We start from the raw sequence: 18579 nt of genomic DNA, 5'->3' as shown, positions 1-18579 counted from the left end.
CTTCACAGGCGGCAGGCAGATAACTGAGGAATCTATATGAATAGGGAAGTCGTGGTGATGGGCGGTGTGCGGACCGCGATCGGCAAATTCGGCGGCAGCCTGAAAGATGTGCCGCCAACCGAACTCGGTTCAATCGTCGTGCGCGAACTGCTCGCACGAAGCCGCGTCGAGGCAAAGGACGTGGGGCATGTGGTGTTCGGCAACGTGATCGCCACCGAGCCGCGGGATTTCTACCTGTCTCGCGTCGCCGCGATCAATGCCGGCATTCCCGAATCGACGCCCGCGTTCAACGTCAACCGGCTGTGTGGTTCCGGCCTGCAGGCGATCGTTTCCGCCGCGCAGACCATTCTGCTCGGCGATGCTGACGTGGCGATCGGCGCTGGCGCCGAGAACATGAGCCGCGCGCCGTACATCACGACCGAGGCGCGCTTCGGCGCACGTATGGGCGACGCACGCCTCATCGACATGATGCTGGGCGCGCTCAATGATCCTTTTCACACCGTGCCGATGGGCGTGACCGCCGAGAATGTCGCGGGCCGTTACGGCATCACGCGCGAGCAACAGGACAATCTTGCGCTCGAGTCGCATCGCCGCGCAGCGCGAGCGATCGCCGAGGGCCGCTTCGCCAGCCAGATCGTGCCGGTCAAGCGCACGGTGAAAGGGCGCGAGACCGTCTTCGACACCGACGAACATTTGCGCCACGACGCCACGATCGACGACTTCGCGAAGCTCAAGCCCGTATTCGCGAAGGAGAACGGTACGGTCACGGCGGGCAACGCCTCCGGCATCAACGACGCAGGCGCAGCCATGCTGCTGATGTCGCGCGAAGCGGCCGAGGCGCGCGGCCTCGCGCCGATGGCAAAACTCGTGGCATATGCACATGCGGGCGTCGATCCGCTTTACATGGGCATCGGGCCGGTGCCGGCTACGCGTCTTGCGTTGCAGCGCGCGGGGCTGTCCGTCGCGGACCTCGATGTGATCGAATCGAACGAGGCCTTTGCCGCCCAGGCATGCGCGGTCACGCAGGAGCTGGGTCTGGACCCGGAAAAGGTGAACCCCAATGGCTCGGGTATTTCGCTCGGCCATCCCATTGGCGCGACCGGCGCACTGATCGCCGTGAAGGCGCTGCACGAACTCAAGCGCATTGGTGGCCGCTACGCGCTCGTCACGATGTGCATTGGCGGCGGGCAGGGGATCGCAGCCATTTTCGAAAACGTCCAGTGAGTTGAGTGCGCCTTCGGGCGCGCCAAATAAAGCCATGCAAATCGAAACATTGGGAATCGTGGGCGCCGGGACGATGGGTTCCGGCATCGCGCAGGTCGCCGCGCTCGCTGGCGTGCGCGTGATTGTGGTCGACGTCAGCGAAGCCGCGCTCGACAAAGGTCTTACCGCGCTGAAGGGAAGCCTCGATCGGCTCATCGCGAAAGACAAGCTGGACGCGGCGGCGAGCGAGGCCGCGCTTGCCCGCATCGAGACGTGCACCGATTATCAGCGCCTCGGTGCTGCGGGGCTGATCATCGAAGCCGCCACCGAAAACCTCGATCTGAAGCTGCGCATCTTGAAGCAGATTGAAGCGGTCGCGCGTCCCGACGCCATTCTCGCTTCCAATACGTCTTCAATCTCGATCACCACGCTTGGCGCTGCGCTTGCCGACCCGTCGCGCCTTGTCGGCATGCACTTCTTCAATCCGGTGCCGTTGATGCCGCTCGTCGAGATCATCCGGGGCCTCGAAACCGGTAGCGCCGCAGCGGAGGCGGTCCACGAGTTGACGGTGCGGCTCGGCAAGTCGCCGATCAGCGTGCGCAATTCGCCGGGCTTCGTGGTCAACCGCATTCTGGTGCCGATGATCAACGAGGCTTTCTTCCTGCTCGCGGAAGGCGTCGCGCCAGCCGAGGATATCGATACCGGCATGCGTCTCGGAGCGAATCAGCCGATCGGGCCGCTGGCGCTTGCCGATCTCGTTGGACTCGATGTGGTGCTTTCGGTTATGGACGTCTTTTACAAGGACTTTGGCGATTCGAAATACCGCGCGTGCCCGCTGCTTCGTGAACTGGTGGCCGCAGGACGTCTGGGTCGGAAGACTGGGCGCGGGGTCTATCGTTACGGCTAGAAAGATTGGGCGGAGGTCCGCGGGCGGTAAGCCCGCGGTCGTTGAAGGTGATCGGTGAGATGGGATGGGATGCAAGGAGTTTTGTCGTTTGCGAACATTATAATGTCCCGGCCAGATACAGATGTCCGATCTCCGGCTCAATAGAAATGTCCGGTTTTAGAGAGATTTGCTTCTGTCTTTCCCGGGTTCGATCTCCACTTAGTGTTGAAGGATAGCGTCTGAAGCAGCAGGGCGCTTACGTCCATTCAGCGGGCCCTGGCACGCCGCCGGCCAGGTTTTGACTCTGGTTTTGAGGGCTGCACCAGCTTCACGATCACCGCTTCCATGTCCCCTGCGTGAACTCGCGTGGCTTCTTCGTGCCCGGCACGCGTTCGGCCCGGCGCACCTCGATGCCGCGATTCGGGGTGCCCTCAAGAAACGTACTTTTTTGTACGTTAAGACGCCCCGGTCGATTTCCTGACGCGCAGCGGTCGGAATCGCCCTTTGGCGACGCGCTTATTGGCATGCCATACATAGTCGCCGGTCGGGTCGATGGGCTTCCAGCCGAGCGGGGCGACGTGCGAGATCAGGCTTTCGTCGATTTCGCGCTGCTGCCGTAGGGCTGGGCCAGGAACGGATCGTCGCCCGCGTCTTTCGCTGCGATCAATGCTGCGCCGACCTTCGCGTAGAGACGCACCTTGTCATTGACCGCGTTGCCCTCGGCCGCCAACGCTTCTCGTACTTGTGCTTGGCTTTGGTGAAGAACGAGCCGATCAGTCGATCGTGGAGGTTCAGAATTTCATCCGTCAGTGTCGCGGTCGTGTCGAGCAGGATCGCAATCAAGGTGGCGTGACGCCGGTCGGTTTCATATTCCTCAATCTGATAGACGGCGGTCTGTCCGCCTTCACGCGCCAGACGCAGTAGCCGGTCTGATGGACGTTGCGGCCGATGTCCGGCGGCAAGTCGAGTGCGCGGATCGCCTGCAAACGATCGATATGGGCCAGAACGGCCTTTGCGCGCGGCTCCCCCGGTGATTGCCGCAGCCAGGCCAGCTTGCTGATGGGCCGACCAGTCCACGGCAGCAGAAGCTGATCGGGTTCTGTCGCAATAAGGAAGATGGCCGGCGAGAGTGCTGAAATACAGAGGATTGCTTATGCAGAGAGAGAATAGAATTGCTGCGCGGGAGTGAGTGCCTTACGGCCGTCGTTCATCTGACCCCGTCGGGCTCGCAGCAGAAAATCGACGGTGTTGCCAGCCTTATCGACAGCCCGGTAAAGATACTGCCACTCACCCCTGATTCGAATGTAGGTCTCGTCCATCCTCCAGCTCTTGCCGACCGCCCGTTTGCACCGTCGAAACGCCTTCTCCAGGACCGGCAAGAGTTTGAGCGCCCAACGATGAATCGTCGAGTGATCGATCACAATCCCGCGCTCGGCCATCATCTGTTCGAAATGACGCAGGCTCAGCGGATATGCCACGTACCACCGAACGCTGAGTAACGTCACGTCCAGCGGATAATGCAACTGTTTGAGAACTTTTGCTACCGCGGGACTCAGCTCCCGGTTCATCGATCACGCCACGCATTCAGGGCCCGTCGGCATAGCAGATCTCCTTATTGCGACAGATCCAGATAGATTGCCAAGGCGGATGGAGATCGTTCAGCAAGTCGCGAGTCTTCAGTGAAACGCCGCGGACCATCAAAGGTTGGCGACGTACCAGCGCTTCCATTCGTTCTTCAACAAGAGCGGACATAATGAAATGGCCAGCCCGATCCCACCGACAGTTCTACGATAGCTAGTTCGTTGGCGTGCGTTCGATGCCTGGCAATCCGTATGATTGGTACATGCTGGCTGAAGCACTGGAGAAGGCGGCAATCCTGTGCGACGCCACGCCAGAAGTCGCCTTCGTCGACCGCGGCTACAAGGTTGTCGCCATCGACGGCGTGAAGATCTACCACCGGGTATCACACGCGGACTACGCGCAATGATCAGACGGCGCAGCGCGATCGAGCCAGCTATCGGCCACATGAAGACCGATGGGAAGCTCGACCGGAACCGGCTAAAGGGGGCGCTCGGCGATGCGATGCACGCCGTGCTGTGCGGCGCAGGTCACAACCTGCGCATGATCAGGAACCTGCGGCTTCTTTGTGCCTTAATTCTCGCTGCCTTGTTCAACTGTTTCATTGCCGCCGACTTCCCCGCGTGACGCCGACGGCACGAGAAACGAATTGTTCAGGGACAACTATTGAGTCAATGACTGATGCAAAAATTATAGATGCTTGATATTCTTTTGATGCGTCAAAGCTAAATTCCGCATGGTCGGCAATCTAAAAGTAGTAAAGCATCGAAAATGGGCTATGAGAAAAGGGGGAAATCATCGGTGGACGAAGCCGAGAGGGCAAACAATTGCCACCGAGTTTCTATTGGCCTGAAAAGCTACCCGGCAGTGGCTTACGAGCGAAAGCGCGAGCGACATGCGTGATGCATGTCTACGAATCCGGTCGCACCGAATACGGCCGTCCGCGTCCTCCATATCTTGCAGTCTGGGTTTTCCTGTGACATGAAGAACCGCCTGGAACAAAGAATAAAGAAATGCCTACGCTGAAAACCGCATGATCTGCAGCGCACCGCAGCGTAATTGCTTTTCCTTCCTACAGGAGCCTTTATGCATCGACGCTTGATTGCTGCACTGCTTCTCGCCTGTGCCGGCACGGCGGCCCACGCGAAAGACAACATGGGATACGACTTCGACCGTGGCTATCCCACGCCGCAAACGTCGGAGCGCACGCGTGCCGACGAAGTGCTGCAAACGGCAGTGGTCACCTATCGCTTCTGGTATCCAACGGTATCGGTGGAAGGCATATTTAACGGCACTCGTACGGCTGGCATTCAGGATGGCAAGGAGTGGGGGATCGCGGCCGCGGGCCCAAGGCAAGTGGGCTTCACACTGAACTCGGATACCCCGTACGGCTCAGCGGTGCTGGACTTGTCACAGGGGCCGATCGAGATCGACTTGCCGCCTGGACCGTACATTGGTCTTGTCAACGACCACAACCAGGGCTGGGTCAAGGACCTCGGCCTTCCTGGTCCTGACGCGGGCAAAGGCGGCAAGCACCTGATCCTGCCGCCGGGATGGAAGGGCACGGTACCCGACGGTTACTACGTTGCCCGTTCTCCGACGCTGAAGAATCTACTTGCTGTTCGCGCATTGCCGGTCGGCGGAGATATTCCGAAGGCAATGGATGCGCTGCGCGCCGTCAAGATCCGGCGCTGGTCCGAAGGCGGCGCCAGCAGCCCGGCGCTCGAGGCCGTGGACACCACGAAACGCGCGATGGACAGTTCGTCGCTTCGCTGGGAAGACAATATTCAGTTTTGGGAAGTCCTCGACAAGATCATTCAGGAAGAGCCGCAGAATCCTGCCTTCCTGCCCATGTATGGACTGCTCGCCCAACTCGGCATCGAGAAGGGTAAGCCATTCAATCCCGACGACAAGCTGAAGGCCGTGCTTGTAAATGCCGCGGGCAAGGGACGCAGCCAGATGCTGGTATCCGCATTCGACAGCGACCGCCCTGACCGGAAAGCCTGGCCCGACCGGCAGTGGGAGTGGGTGGGGCTCGTGCCGGGCAGTGCCCAGTTCGAAACGCCTGGCGGGATCGACCTCGACGCTCGCGATCGTTGGTTTGCCCAGGCCATTGTTACCTCGCCCGCCATGTTCCGGCGCGACCCAGGGGCGGGCTCGCTCTACTGGCTTGGCGCTCGAGACGCTCAAGGCGCGTATCTCGATGGTGGCAAGAACTACACGCTGGTAATTCCGCAGCCTGTGCCGGACAAGCTCTTCTGGTCCGTAACCGCTTACGACGCCGCTACGCGCTCGCAGGTTCAGACCGACCAGGACAATGCCGCGTTGCGCTCGCTGTTCGAGCTGAAGGACGTGGATCAGAGCAAGCCAGTAACACTGTACTTCGGCCCGGCCGCGCCGAAGGGGCACGAGGACCACTGGATCAAGACTGTGCCAGGAAGAGGCTGGTTCGCCTATATCCGGATCTATGGTCCGGAGGCCGCCGCGTTTGACAAGAGCTGGAAGCCCGGCGACTTCGTGCCAGCGAAATGAACAAGCCGGGCGACGGGGTTCTACCTTCGTGACTGATATCTCTCGTGGCAGCGCGTAGCGCGTCGCCAGGTAGTTTGTCGTAACTGGAGATCCAATGCTTCCTGCAATGACACGTTCGTTTTCCCTGTCCATCATCGCGGCCACGCTTGCCGCATGCACGAGCGCAGCACCGCCGGCAAGCTACACGATGACGACTCCGATCCCTGAGCAGATCATCACGCAAGCCACGGTCGACACGCGTATCGGCAAGCTCGAGTACTTCGACGGCGTACCCACGTCGAAAACCGCCGAGAAGGTGTACGACAACCTCGTGTTCATGCGTGGCGTCGAAGCGTTCCTGAACGGCATACCAGGCGCGTCGATGGTGGCAATCCGCCAGGCGTTGCGCGACGCGGGCGCGACCGGCAGTACTATCGGCGTATTCGCGTCGTTGATGGATTCGAAATCGATCTTTCTGACACCGAACTCGGAGACTGTCTACTTCTGGAACTGGATGGACCTGAAACACGGCCCGATGGTGGTCGAAACACCGCCCAACATCCTCGGCGTGGTCGATGATTTCTGGTTCCGCTACGTCACCGACATGGGCAACGCAGGCCCGGACAAGGGGCAAGGCGGCAAGTATCTGTTCGTGCCGCCGGACTATACGGGCAAGCTGCCGTCGAGCGGCTACTACATCGTGAAGTCGCCGACCTTCGGCAACCTGCTGTTCGGGCGCGCGTTCATGAGGAACGGCGACCCGAAACCAGGCGCGGCGAGCCTGAAGGCAGGGTTGCGTGTTTATCCGCTCGCGCAGGCCGCGAATCCGCCCGCCACGCGGTTCATCGACCTGTCGGGCAAGACCATGAACACGGTCCATGCGAACAACATCGAGTTCTACGATGAGATCAACCAGATCGTTCAGGAAGAGCCGGCCGGTGCCTATGGACCCGACATGACGGGACTGTTTGCCTCGATCGGCATGGTGAAGGGCAAGCCGTTTGCGCCCGACGCACACACGAAGGCCATCCTGACCGATGCCGTTGCAGTGGGCAATGCCACCGCCCGCACGATTGACTTCGCGAACCGCAATCCTGCCACACTGATTTATCCAGACGGGCACTGGACAACGCCGTTCATCGGCGGCAGTTACGAATGGCTGAACCAGGGCGCGCGCAATTTTGACGCACGCACGATGTTTTTCTACGCCGCAACCATCGACACCCCCGCGATGGCGGTGGCCATGCCCGGCATCGGCTCGCAATACGCGGCGGCGAACGTCGACGCGGCCGGCAAGCCGTTCGACGGCGCGAAGCACTACGTGCTGCGCGTGCCGCCCAATGTGCCCGTGGAGGACTTCTGGTCGGTGGTGATCTACGACACGCAGACGCGCTCGATGCTGCAGACCGACCAGCGGTTTCCGAGCCTGTCGAGCGAAAAGCAGAGTCTGCAAAAGAACGCCGACGGTTCCGTCGATCTGTTTTTTGGTCCGAGTGCGCCGGTGGGCCACGAATCGAACTGGGTGCAGACGATTCCTGGCAAGTCGTGGTTCACGATCTTCCGCCTGTACGGGCCGCTGCAGCCGTGGTTCGACCGTAGCTGGCGCTTGCCCGACATTGCGCAGGCAAACACCTAGCCGCGGGAAGCCATTACACGATCACGTTGGATTCGAACAGGGCAACAACGATCAAAGTGCGTAGAACATCGACAAGCCTACTGGCCGCACTGACGTGCTTCGGCGCGCTGGGCGCTTCGTTTCATGCCGGCGCGACTGAAGGCGGTATCGGCCGCCCGATCACCGGCATGCAGATCGCACCCTATGCCGGTATCGTTCCGCCTACCTCGGACTGGATCGTCTCGCTCAACACGATCTACTACGAGGGCTCAGTGAGCGCGAGCAAAACGCTGCCGATCGCGGGGAAGGTGACGGCGGGGCTCGACTACACGATCTCATACACGCTGATCAACGCGGTGAAAACATGGGGCATCACCGCGGGCGGCTGGAACTTCGCGACGTCGTTCGGCGTGCCCGTGCAATATACGGACGTTTCCTCGTTCCATGGTCTTTTGCCGAACGACCACGGTACGCAGTTTGCCGACGTGTTCTTTTCGCCTGTGGTGGCCGGCTACCACCTGACGAAACTCGATCACGTTGCGCTGAGCGTTCAAATCTACGCGCCCACGGGTGCCTACAGCCCTGACCGCCTCGCCAACGCCGGCCAGAACACCTGGACGTTCACGCCGACCATCGCATACACGCACCTCTTCCCGGCGGCGAACATCGAGTTCTCGCTCAACTACGGACTGGAGTTCTATACGCGCAACGGTGCCACGCAATATCACAACGCACCGGTCAGCGTGCTGGATGTCCTGGCACTCAAGCGTTTTGCGGGCGGCTGGGGTGTCGGCATCATCGGCGGTTACATCCAGCAGGTGGGCAACGATACGGGCGGAATCGCACAACTGACTGGCGGCGCGCAGGGGCACGCAGTGGGCATCGGGCCGATGGTGACGTGGACTGGCAAGATCGACAGGACGCCGGTTGCCGCGACGCTGCGTTGGGTAAACGAGTTCAACGTGAGCAATCGCCCGAAGGGCAATGCTGTCCAATTGACTGTCAACGCGACTTTTCAGTGAGACCGCCGGTGGCGGCGTAGGTAACATGCCGTCCGGTTTTGAGTGCAGATGTGCAGCCGAACGGTCTGGTGCGTAGACGCGAATCGCCGTCCGTTCTCGAAGGAGCAACGGCCGATCGTGGGTATTTTCACACTGTAGAGAGCCGCGACAGAAGACACGTGCCGTGCGGTGCCCGTCCAGGCTATGCTGTTTCGCGGCGCAGGGCTTGCCTGCGCCGACCGATTAGCCTGTCGCGTCCGCCATGAACCTACGCCAACTCGAACATGTGGTCGCCCTCGCGGAAGAGGGCAGTTTCGCCCGCGCCGCACAGCGCGTGCACCTAAGCCAACCCGCTCTCAGCCGTAGCATCCAGTCCATCGAGGAAGAGCTCGGCATGGCGCTCTTCGACCGCACCACCCGGGACGTGCAGATCACGTCCGCGGGCGAAACCGTGGTGCGCCGAGCGAAGAAAGTGCTGTTCGAGGCGCGCTGTCTGGTGCGCGACGTGGACTTGCTGCGCGACCACAGTATCGGCTCGGTGAGCTTCGGGGCAGGCCCGTATCCGGCGGCCATGCTGCTGCCCGCGGTGCTCGACAACCTCGCGCAGCAGCATCCGCAGATGCGTATCGACGCGCGCATCGACAACTGGAAAAATTCGCTCGAATCGCTCTACAGCGAGGAACTCGATTTTCTGATCGTGGATATTCGCGGCGCGCCGACCGTCAGCGAGGTCAATGTAATCCCGCTGCCCAGGCATCGCGCGGGCTGGTACGTACGTGAAGGCCACCCGCTCGCGCGCCTGGCCACTGTGGAGACCCACCAGCTGCAGGCATTTCCGGTTATCTCCGTGCCGCTGCCCGACGCAATGCGCGATGGGCTGCGCAAATGGCTGCGCTATGCGCCTGGCAACGAACTGGACTTCCATCTCGTCTGCAACGATGTGAATGTGCTGCAGGAGTACGCGCGCAAGACCGACGCACTGTTGTTGCTCACCACGCATGCGTTCCCGAATGCGTCGCGCATGGCGGACCTCGTGCCGCTCTCGCTGCCCTCGCGCAAGCCGCTCTGGCTCCAGTTCTGCATCATCCATCTGGCCGGACGCACGCTTTCGCCCGCAGCGGAACAGGCCATTCGCGTTGTTCAGGAGGTTGCGGCAGCGCACTACCCGCACGACAATTAATGCACTGATCGCATCGATACAATGCAAATTATGCAGTTGTATTATTTGTCTCTTCGTCGTTCAATCTCCCGAAACGGCAATTTTGGGCGACCGCTTCACGCCGGCGCGCAAAGGAATAGCCGCAAATGGAGACACAATGACATCAGAGACACGTTACAGGCGTCAGCGATGGGTAATCGTCGTCGGCCTGTTTTTCTTCCTCGCCATCAACTTTGCGGATAAGGCCCTGATCGGTCTCGCCGCCGAACCGATCATGCGCGAGCTCGGGCTCACGCACACACAATTCGGACGCATCGCGGCGAGCTTCTTCACGTTCTTCTCGATTTCCGCGCTGCTCGTCGGTCTGCTCGCTAACCGCGTGAAGGCGCGCTGGCTGCTGCTGGCGATGGCGCTCACGTGGTCGCTTTCGCAGGTGCCGCTGCTCGTATTCGCAACGCCGCTTACGCTGATTGTCTCGCGTGTGCTTCTGGGTGCGAGCGAGGGACCCGCGTATCCAGTGGCCGTGCATGCGCTCTACAAGTGGTTTCCCGACCACGAGCGCACGGTTCCATCGGCAGTACTTACGATCGGCGCATCCTTCGGCGCCGGCCTCATTGCGCCGGTTATCACTGCCGTGATCGTCCATTTCGGCTGGCACGCTGCGTTCGCCATGCTGGCCGTGGTTGGCGTGGTCTGGAGCATAGCCTGGTTGTGGATCGGCAAGGAGGGGGCACTCGATTCACACGCCGCGCAGGGGGGGCGGCCCGCGAACCCTGCCGATTCCCTGCGCGTGCATTCACCGGTGCCTGAGTTGCCGCAACGCATTCCGCTCGCCGCGTTGCTGCTCGCGCGAACCTGTATTGGCAGCGATCTCAGCGGCTTCGCCGCCTATGTGATCCTCACAATGTCGACGATCTGGCTGCCGAGCTATCTTGTGCGCGTGGCAGGTTATTCGCTCACGCAGGTCGGCTGGATCGTTGTGCTGCCCGCATTCGGCCAGATGGTGGCTTCGCCGCTGCTCAGCTGGTGGTCGCAGCGCCTGATGGCGCGCGGCGTGTCGAGCCGCCATGCGCGCGGCACGCTGGGCGCGGCGGCCGTGGTGGTATCTGGCGTGGCGCTCGCCCTCATGCCGCTGCTCCCGGCCGGGCTACTGCTCGTGTTCGCGGTGACGATCGCGTTCTCGCTCGCTTCGTTCACGTTCGTAACGGGCGTGACTCTCGCCGGCGAGATCGTGCCGCCGGCGCAGCGCGGCGGAGTGCTAGGCATCAACATCTGCATCACGACGCTCGCCGGACTCATCACGCCCGCCGTGATGGGCCAGGTGATCGACCATGCCGCAGTCCAGCTCGACGGGTATCGCACCGGCATGATGCTGGCCGGCGTGTTCTCGGTTGTGGCCGGCATTATCGCGGCCATCCTGATCGATCCGGCCTCCGACCGCCGCCGCTTCGCGGCGCGTGCGCTCGTAGCGCAGGATGCTTGTCTTGTCCCTCCGCTCGCACGGGGCGAGCAGTGAGCTGCCCGATCATCGCATAAAAAGGAATGCTAACGTCCATGCGGAATATCGATCTCACGCCACTGCTGCGTCCTGCCTCGATTGCCATAATCGGCGCTTCCGCCGATGCCGCCAAAGTCGGCGGCATGCCGCTGCGACTGCTGCGCGAACATGGCTATGCGGGCCGCATCTATGCGATCAACGGAAAGGCTGCCCAGGTACAGGGAATGACTGCCCATGCCACGCTCGACGCTGTGCCCGAGCCCGTCGATCTCGCGATCGTGGCCGTGCCCGCGCACGCCACACCCGACGTGATCGCGCAGCTCGTGCGCAATCGGGCGCGCTCCGCCGTGCTGTTCACGGCGGGCTTTGCGGAGATGGGCGAGGACGGGCGCGCGGTGCAGCGCAATCTCGCGCGCATGGCCGCGCAGGGCGGTGTCACGCTGCTCGGCCCCAATTGCCTCGGCTTGATGAACCTGCGCGAACGCGTCTACGCGACGTTCTCGCCCGTGGCACTAGCCGGTGCGCCGCCCGTGGGCGACGTGGCGCTGGTGAGCCAGAGCGGCGCGTTCGGCGCTTATGCGTTCGCGCTCGCCCGCGAAACAGGGCTCGGCTTGAGCCACTGGATCACGACCGGCAACGAAGCCGGCGTGCAGGTCGCGGACGCCATTGCCTGGCTCGCCAACGATCCTGATACGACGGTCATCCTCGCGTATCTGGAGGGCTGCACGGACGGCCCCAGGCTGCGCCAGGCGCTTGCCGCCGCGCGCGCCGCCGGCAAGCCCGTGGTCATCACCAAGGTGGGCACCACGGCTACAGGCGCAAGGGCCGCGCAGTCGCACACAGCGAGTCTCACGGGCGAGGATGCCGTGTATCAGGCCGTGTTCGATGAATACGGGGTGTTTCGCGCCGATACGCTCGACGGCTTCTTTCGCCTCGGCTATGCGCTTTCGAAAGGGTGCCGGCCGCAGTCGGCCGCCACGGCCATCGTTACCGTTTCGGGCGGCGTTGGCATCATGATGGCCGACCGCGCCGAAGCGCTCGGACTCGAACTGCCGCCGCTGCCCGAAGCATGCAGCGCACGCCTGCGCGAGCGCATTGCGTTTGCCTCCACGGCCAACCCTGTCGACGTGACGGGCCAGATCGTCGCGCAGGCCGGCGTGCTGGCCGACACGCTCGTCGACGCCGTCACTTGCGGCGCCTATGGCAGCGTGGTGGCATTCGTCGCCGGCGGCGGCAATGCGCCGGCCGCGTGGGCCGCGATCGAGCAGGCCGTCGAGCGTGTCGCAACCAGCGGCGCAAACGTGCCACTCGTGCTCTCGGGTCTCGTCGACGATGTCAATCGGCATTGGCTCGAAGCGCGTGGCGTGCTCGTCTTCCGCGAGCCGGTGCACGCAATGGAATCGGTGGCGGCGCTGTTGCGTGCGCGCGAGACGAATGCCTCGCTCGATGCAACAACGATTGATGGCGAGAGCGCACGCGTGGTCTTTCCCGCGAGCGTGCCGCCCGATGCCGCCGCTCTCGACGAAGCCGAAGCGATGGCACTGCTTGTCCGAGCTGGCGTGCCTGTCGCGCGGCATCGCGTGGCGCGCTGCGCGAGCGAGGCTGTCGACGCGGCACAGGAAGTGGGCTTTCCGGTCGCGCTCAAGCTGCGCTCGCGCCACGTGCTGCACAAGAGCGATATTGGCGGCGTGCGGCTCGACCTGCGCGATGCAGCGGCCGTGCGCCAGGGCTTCGACGCCATCGCAAGCGCTGCCGCGCAGGCAGACTTGCCGGGCGGATTCGAAGGCGTGGTGATCGCACGGATGGTAAAGGGGTGGGGCGAGATGATCGTGGGCGTGAAGCGCGATCCGGTGTTCGGCCCTGTCGCGATGACGGGCCTTGGCGGCACCGGCGTCGAGTTGTGCCGCAAGGTGGCCTTCGGCCTCGCGCCGCTCACTCGCGAACGGGCGCTGGCCATGCTCGAAGCGAGCGGCGTGGCCGCGCTCTTTCGCGGACACCGTGGCAACCCGGTCCTCTCGCTCGACGAAGCCGCCGCCACGCTGATGGCGCTGACCCGCGTGGGCGCGGCGATCGGCGACCGGCTGGAAACGCTCGAAATCAATCCGTTCATCGTGACGCCGCAAGGGCTCATCGCCGCCGACGCCGTTATTACGCTCGAACGCGACGCATAGTAACGTCGCTTCCGCATTCAGCCTGTCGCAATCCGTTACAGTGAGTATTACTATGTACAACCAAACAATGTCAGTCGTAGAACCAGAGGCAAACCAGCTGCGTGAGGACCCGGTTGTCACCCTGGTCCGCATGTGCGCCGGTCCGCTGGCCATTGCGCGTTATCCTGTCGTGGAAGTCGTGCGCACCTGTGCGCTGCATACGCTGCCGCACTCCACGAGCCCGCTGCGCCGGCCCTTCAATACGATTCATGCGAGCACGCACCGCTGGACGCACGAAGACCGCGATATCGTCACGCCGGCCAACGACTTTCTCTACCTGAACGCCTGGATCGACCTTTCCGGCGGGCCGGTGGTGCTCGACATTCCCGCAGTGGACGACGACCGCTACTACGTGGTCGAACTGCTCGACGCCTTCACGAACAACTTCGTGAACCTCAGCCCGCGCAACGCCGGCACGCGTGGCGGCCGCTTCGTACTGCACACGCCGGAGCAACATCCAACGAGCGACGGTAAGCCCGTGGCATGCCCCACGAAGCTCGTGTGGATGCTTGGCCGAGTGCTCGTGAAAGGCGACGACGATCTCGCGCAGGCGCAGCAGGCCGCCAGCGCCTTCCGTCTCGACGGCACGCGCGGTGCGGGCCCGGTTTGCGTGGGGCAATGGCACGACAGCGGCGACGCCGCGCTCGACTTCTTCCAGAACGTCTTTCAGTCATTCGCGGACCTGCCGCCGTGCAATGACGAAGCCGCGCTCGTGAGCGCGCTCGAACGCGTGGGCATTCGCGCGCCGGGCGAGCGCAGCATGGCTGCGCTGCCCGAGTCCGTGCAGCAGGGCCTGCGCGAGGCTTACGCCGACGCGCAGCGCCTCATTGTCGCCTTCACGGCAAGCCGCACCCGGCGTAGCTGGACCTACAGCCTCGGCCTTGGCCGCTACGGCCACCGGCATCTGCTGCGCGCATGCATCGCCATGAAGGGACTGGGCGCGCTCGCGGCCGACGAAGCTGTCTACGCCACAGCCGACTTCGACGAAGCGGGTGAGAACCTCGACGGTGGCCGCCGCTACGAGCTTTATTTCCCGCCTGGCCAGTTGCCGCCGGTGCATGCGCTCTGGTCGCTCTCGCTCTATGGAGCGGACCGTTATTTCGCCGACAACCCCGTCCGCCGCTACGCCATTGGCGACCGCACGCACGGCCTGCAATACGACGAGCACGGGGGCCTGCGCATCGAGATCCAGCATGAGGCGCCGGCCTCGCAAACGAACTGGCTGCCTGCGCCAGCCGGCAGCTTCTATCTGATTCTGCGCTTCTACCATCCGCAGGCGTCGTTCCTCGAAGGACGCTATGTGATTCCGCCGGTGCGCGCCGTCGCCGCCTGAACCGCGCCGCGCCCCCACTCGTCACGCAGCGCGACCCTCAACCCGATCCAACCGTACAATCCATGACGTCTTCCATCGAATCGCCTGAAACGCCGGCCAATTCGGCCACCGGCACCGAGAACGCCGACTACGACCTCGCCGTCGAAGCCGTGCAGTTCGCGTTGCCGCTCTACGAAATGGCGCGCATGCGCTCGGCCACCTGTCCGCGAGTCGACCATGCTGGGCGCTACGCGGGTGATTCGCCCGAAACGCTCAAGCGCTGGGCCAACGAATGGTTCCATACGCGCGTGCTGCTCGGCCCGCAACACCGTCGCGTGGTCACGCCCAACAACGACACGCTCTATTCGAGCGCATGGTTCGACCTGAGCGACGGCCCGCTCGTGATCCGGGTGCCTGCCATGAACACGCGGTACTACGTGCTCGGCCTGCTCGACCTCTACACGAACCCGTTCGGCTATATCGGCACCCGCACCACTGGCAACGAGGCCGGCGCATTCTTCCTGCACGGGCCCGAGTGGCACGGCGAGGTACCCGCGGGCATGCGCGCAATGGCTTGTCCGACCGATACGGTATGGCTCATCGGCCGCATTCTCGTGGACGGGGAAGCCGATCTCGCAGCGGGCGTACACCTGCAGGATCAGTTGACGGTCGAGCCCGCGCCGGGCAGCGCGGCACAGATCCCCAAGCTGATCGACGCCGGCGTTCAGCCCACCGAAATGCTCGGCAACGCGGAGCGCTTCGCGCAAGTCGTCAACCGGCTGCTGGCCGACCACCCGCCGCCGCGCGAGGCGCAAGCGGTCGTGGCGCGCTTTGCTGCATGCGGCATTGGCGCGCCATGCATGGACAACGTGCTCGACCCGGCGCAGCGCGACGCGCTGGAACGCGCGCTCGCTCACGCTACGCACGAACTTGCCGGCGAGCCGCCGCTCGCGCTGGGCGGAGGTTGGGCGCTGCCAGTCGATGTGCGCGCAACCTTCGGCGAAAACTACCGCGAGCGTGCCCAGGTTGCGCTCTGCTATATCGGCGCGCTCGGTATCGAGGAAGCGATGTACATCACCGCCGATACCGACGCAAATGGCGCTACGCTCGACGGCAACGCCTCCTATGTCCTGCACTTCGCACCGAGCAACCTGCCGGCCGTCGACGCGTTCTGGTCACTCACCGCCTACGAAAAGGCGACGTATATGCTGGCCGAAAACGCCATCGGCCGTTACTCGCTCGGCGACCGCACGCGAGGCCTGGAGTACGACGCCGACGGCGGTCTGCGTATCGCCATTTCGGCGAACATGCCATCAGACCCGACGCTGCGACGCAACTGGCTGCCAGCACCGAACGACCGCTTCTATCTCGCGCTGCGACTGTATGTGCCGCGCGAGACCCACCTCGCGCGCACCTTTGTCTATCCGCCGATCGCGCGCCAGGCCGCCTGAGTGCAAGGGCCCGGAGTATGCGCTCCGGAAGCCGCAACCCGCATTGCTATTCGATTTCACGATGCCCGCCGGTGCCGATCCGGCGGCTCATTTCCGCGAATAATAATCAGGATAACGATATAAAATAGAGGCGCATCGAGTGAAAAGCCGGCATCTCGCATTGAGCGCGCTCGCACTGGCCTGGACGGCGACTCAGGCGCAAAGCAGCGTCACGCTGTACGGGCTGATCGACGTCGGTCTCACCTATGCGAGCAACACGCAAACGGCGGTGCACGCAAGCGTGCCATGAGCGACGGCAGCGCGAACGGCGTGGCGGGCAGCCGCTGGGGCGTGCGTGTGAGCGAAGATCTGGGCGACGGCCTCAAGGCGCTCTCCGTGCTGGAAAACGGATTCCGGGTCAACAACGCATTCTGGGGCAGGGTGGCGCGATGTTCGGGCGCCAGGCATTCGTGGGCCTAACGAGTGCGAACGCGGGCAGCCTCACCTTCGGCCGCCAGTACGACACCTATACGGGTTTCGTGCAACCACTCACGGCCACGGGCCAATGGGCGGGCTACATCAACGCGCGCGATCCGAATGTCTCGCTCTACGGCAGCACGCCGAACAAGGGCCTCGCCACGGTCAACAACCTCGGATCGTTCGGCTCGGCTACCACGCCGCAGTCGTAACCGGTCGATGCGGCTATGTGTCGGCGAGCACCACGCAAATCGCGGGCGCGGCCATTCAATACGCGCTTCAGCCCTTCGGCCACGGACAAGCAGATTGCACTACGCCTCGGCTTGCAGAAGCGCTTCTAGCGCGTTGCGACGACGTCTCCTTCGCCCGTCGTGAGGTACAGGTTGGGGGGCGCGGCTGAATATGACTGCGGTGAGCAGAGTAAACGGGAAAAAGCGTGGGAACGGTGCCTGACGGCAGCGGTTCCCGCGTCGCACAACTGTCCTCACATTGCAACCTAGAAGCGGTGCGTCATTCCGAGCGCGGCCATGTACTGTTTGGCGCCCGGTTCGGTCACGCTAACGCCGGGCCAACTCGTGGTCGCGCTGCCGTTGTTCTTGAAGTAGCCCGCGCGCACGTAGAAGCTCGTTCGCTTGGAGATCCAGTGATCGGCGCCAATCTGGAAGCCCGGCGTGTTGTCGTGCGCGCCGCGTACGTTTCGATAGAGCGCGGCGAGCTGGATTTCGTCGACGGAGGTGGCCTGAATCGTCGCGCCGACTTCAGCGATGCTCACCGAATGCGCCGTGCCGACCACGGCGGCAAGCGTGTGTGGCGCCGGATCGTTCGCACGCTGATACGAGTAGTTCGCTTGAAGATTGACGGGCCCGATACGGTAAGCAAGTGCGGCAATGAAATGCTCCGTGCCGAGTAGCGCGAGCGGGCCGGGGAGTGCCGCAATCGTTTCCGTACCCGGATGCTGGTACATGTATGCCAATCCGGCGTAAAGGCCTGCGCCGGTGTAGTTGAGTCCGACATTCAGCGCGTTGCCCGTGGTTGCCGGAACGGGCTGCGTGACCGTGGCGGCAAAGGCGTACATCGCATAGCCCTGCACGCCGTAAAGCCGGGGCGTTTGATAGAGGATCGAGTTGCTCAGGCGGCCGCTGTCGTACTGCGTGGAGAGCGTGTTGCGGTCTGGTGTGAGTACGAAGGCGGCGAACGGCGAGAGCGCCTCGTCGACCTTGAACGGATCGGTCGGGTAAACAACGCGGAAGCTCGCGTCATACTGCCGCCCGAATGTGAGCGTGCCATAGCGCTCGTCCTTGAGCCCTACCCACGACTGACGATAGAACAATGTGCTCGTATCCGCGAAAAGGCCGCCGTTGTTGATGTTGAAGCCTGACTCGACGGTGAACTGGGCCGTCAGACCGCCGCCAAGGTCTTCTACGCCCTTGAGGCCGAATAGCGAGCCGGTGGAGCCGCCGCTCTTCATGGCGAACGTATGGGTGCCGCCGTTGCCGAGATACTGCAGATAGGTATCGGCGACGCCGTACAACGTGACGCTCGAATCGGCTGCCGCTGCGCCACCGGCGGAAAGCGCCAGTGCAATGCCGCACACTCCATGCACGCGAAAGCGCTGTCAAAGCCATTTTCAGATGTCGGGGTCCCGGCTAAATACAGATGTCGGGGTTGAGGTTGGTTCTGGGTGTGGTTGTTTCGCAGT

At 63.1% G+C, this 18579-nt stretch carries 15 protein-coding genes and 2 pseudogenes; 14 read left to right on the top strand and 3 right to left on the bottom strand.

The window, feature by feature from the left end; translation table 11 throughout:
- Nucleotides 1-36: 36 nt before the first annotated feature.
- Together bktB and ACOJB8_RS13290 are read left to right on the top strand one after the other, a co-directional pair.
- Entirely contained in the window at nucleotides 37-1224 is a 1188-nt protein-coding gene (bktB, locus tag ACOJB8_RS13295) for a beta-ketothiolase BktB (RefSeq protein WP_475012840.1), read from the top strand.
- A 34-nt stretch (nucleotides 1225-1258) separates the two neighbouring features.
- Nucleotides 1259-2110, top strand: coding sequence for a 3-hydroxybutyryl-CoA dehydrogenase (locus tag ACOJB8_RS13290; RefSeq protein ID WP_342946132.1), 852 nt, complete (start codon nucleotides 1259-1261; stop codon nucleotides 2108-2110).
- Between the two features lie 565 nt (nucleotides 2111-2675).
- On the opposite strand, the gene ACOJB8_RS13285 is transcribed toward ACOJB8_RS13290, so the two are convergent.
- Together ACOJB8_RS13285 and ACOJB8_RS13280 are read right to left on the bottom strand one after the other, a co-directional pair.
- On the bottom strand, nucleotides 2676-2819 hold the full coding sequence (locus ACOJB8_RS13285; protein WP_342946133.1) for a hypothetical protein: 144 nt from the start codon (nucleotides 2817-2819) through the stop codon (nucleotides 2676-2678).
- 487 nt (nucleotides 2820-3306) lie between these two features.
- A pseudogene (locus ACOJB8_RS13280) lies at nucleotides 3307-3657 on the bottom strand (IS6 family transposase); the annotation flags it as partial.
- Between the two features lie 233 nt (nucleotides 3658-3890).
- Here ACOJB8_RS13280 and ACOJB8_RS13275 point away from each other — a divergent pair.
- The 12 genes and pseudogenes from ACOJB8_RS13275 to ACOJB8_RS13220 all read left to right on the top strand — a co-directional run.
- Nucleotides 3891-4294: pseudogene (locus tag ACOJB8_RS13275) on the top strand (transposase); the annotation flags it as partial.
- Between the two features lie 432 nt (nucleotides 4295-4726).
- A complete protein-coding gene (locus ACOJB8_RS13270; protein WP_475012838.1) occupies nucleotides 4727-6199 on the top strand; it encodes a DUF1254 domain-containing protein in 1473 nt (490 codons plus the stop codon).
- A gap of 187 nt (nucleotides 6200-6386) precedes the next feature.
- Nucleotides 6387-7814, top strand: coding sequence for a DUF1254 domain-containing protein (locus ACOJB8_RS13265; RefSeq protein ID WP_342946136.1), 1428 nt, complete (start codon nucleotides 6387-6389; stop codon nucleotides 7812-7814).
- Nucleotides 7815-7870: 56 nt separating this feature from the next.
- Nucleotides 7871-8815 carry a SphA family protein gene (locus ACOJB8_RS13260; RefSeq protein ID WP_342946137.1) on the top strand — a complete coding sequence of 315 codons (945 nt, stop codon included), beginning with the start codon at nucleotides 7871-7873 and terminating at the stop codon, nucleotides 8813-8815.
- A gap of 241 nt (nucleotides 8816-9056) precedes the next feature.
- Nucleotides 9057-9974, top strand: coding sequence for a LysR family transcriptional regulator (locus ACOJB8_RS13255; protein ID WP_342946138.1), 918 nt, complete (start codon nucleotides 9057-9059; stop codon nucleotides 9972-9974).
- Nucleotides 9975-10110: 136 nt separating this feature from the next.
- Nucleotides 10111-11469, top strand: a complete 1359-nt coding sequence (locus ACOJB8_RS13250) for an MFS transporter (protein ID WP_342946139.1) — start codon at nucleotides 10111-10113, stop codon at nucleotides 11467-11469.
- A gap of 38 nt (nucleotides 11470-11507) precedes the next feature.
- Entirely contained in the window at nucleotides 11508-13622 is a 2115-nt protein-coding gene (locus ACOJB8_RS13245) for an acetate--CoA ligase family protein (RefSeq protein WP_475012836.1), read from the top strand.
- Nucleotides 13623-13689: 67 nt separating this feature from the next.
- Nucleotides 13690-14994, top strand: a complete 1305-nt coding sequence (locus tag ACOJB8_RS13240; protein ID WP_342946141.1) for a DUF1254 domain-containing protein — start codon at nucleotides 13690-13692, stop codon at nucleotides 14992-14994.
- Nucleotides 14995-15056: 62 nt separating this feature from the next.
- Nucleotides 15057-16424 carry a DUF1254 domain-containing protein gene (locus ACOJB8_RS13235; protein ID WP_342946142.1) on the top strand — a complete coding sequence of 456 codons (1368 nt, stop codon included), beginning with the start codon at nucleotides 15057-15059 and terminating at the stop codon, nucleotides 16422-16424.
- A 139-nt stretch (nucleotides 16425-16563) separates the two neighbouring features.
- On the top strand, nucleotides 16564-16713 hold the full coding sequence (locus ACOJB8_RS13230) for a hypothetical protein (RefSeq protein ID WP_475012833.1): 150 nt from the start codon (nucleotides 16564-16566) through the stop codon (nucleotides 16711-16713).
- Nucleotides 16710-16883, top strand: coding sequence for a hypothetical protein (locus tag ACOJB8_RS13225; protein ID WP_475012832.1), 174 nt, complete (start codon nucleotides 16710-16712; stop codon nucleotides 16881-16883). Before ACOJB8_RS13230 ends, ACOJB8_RS13225 begins: the two co-directional genes overlap by 4 nt.
- A complete protein-coding gene (locus tag ACOJB8_RS13220) occupies nucleotides 16853-17092 on the top strand; it encodes a hypothetical protein (RefSeq protein WP_475012830.1) in 240 nt (79 codons plus the stop codon). The genes ACOJB8_RS13225 and ACOJB8_RS13220 overlap by 31 nt, the downstream gene beginning before the upstream one ends.
- A 284-nt stretch (nucleotides 17093-17376) precedes the next feature.
- Here ACOJB8_RS13220 and ACOJB8_RS13215 read toward each other — a convergent pair whose 3' ends face one another.
- Nucleotides 17377-18474: a porin gene (locus ACOJB8_RS13215; protein WP_475012829.1), complete on the bottom strand. Its 1098-nt coding sequence runs from the start codon at nucleotides 18472-18474 to the stop codon at nucleotides 17377-17379.
- Between the last annotated feature and the right edge of the window lie 105 nt (nucleotides 18475-18579).

This window comes from Paraburkholderia sp. BR10141, from assembly GCF_056155635.1.
The sequence above is the reverse complement of the archived record's forward strand: the minus strand, read 5'-3'. Positions and strand labels throughout refer to the sequence as shown.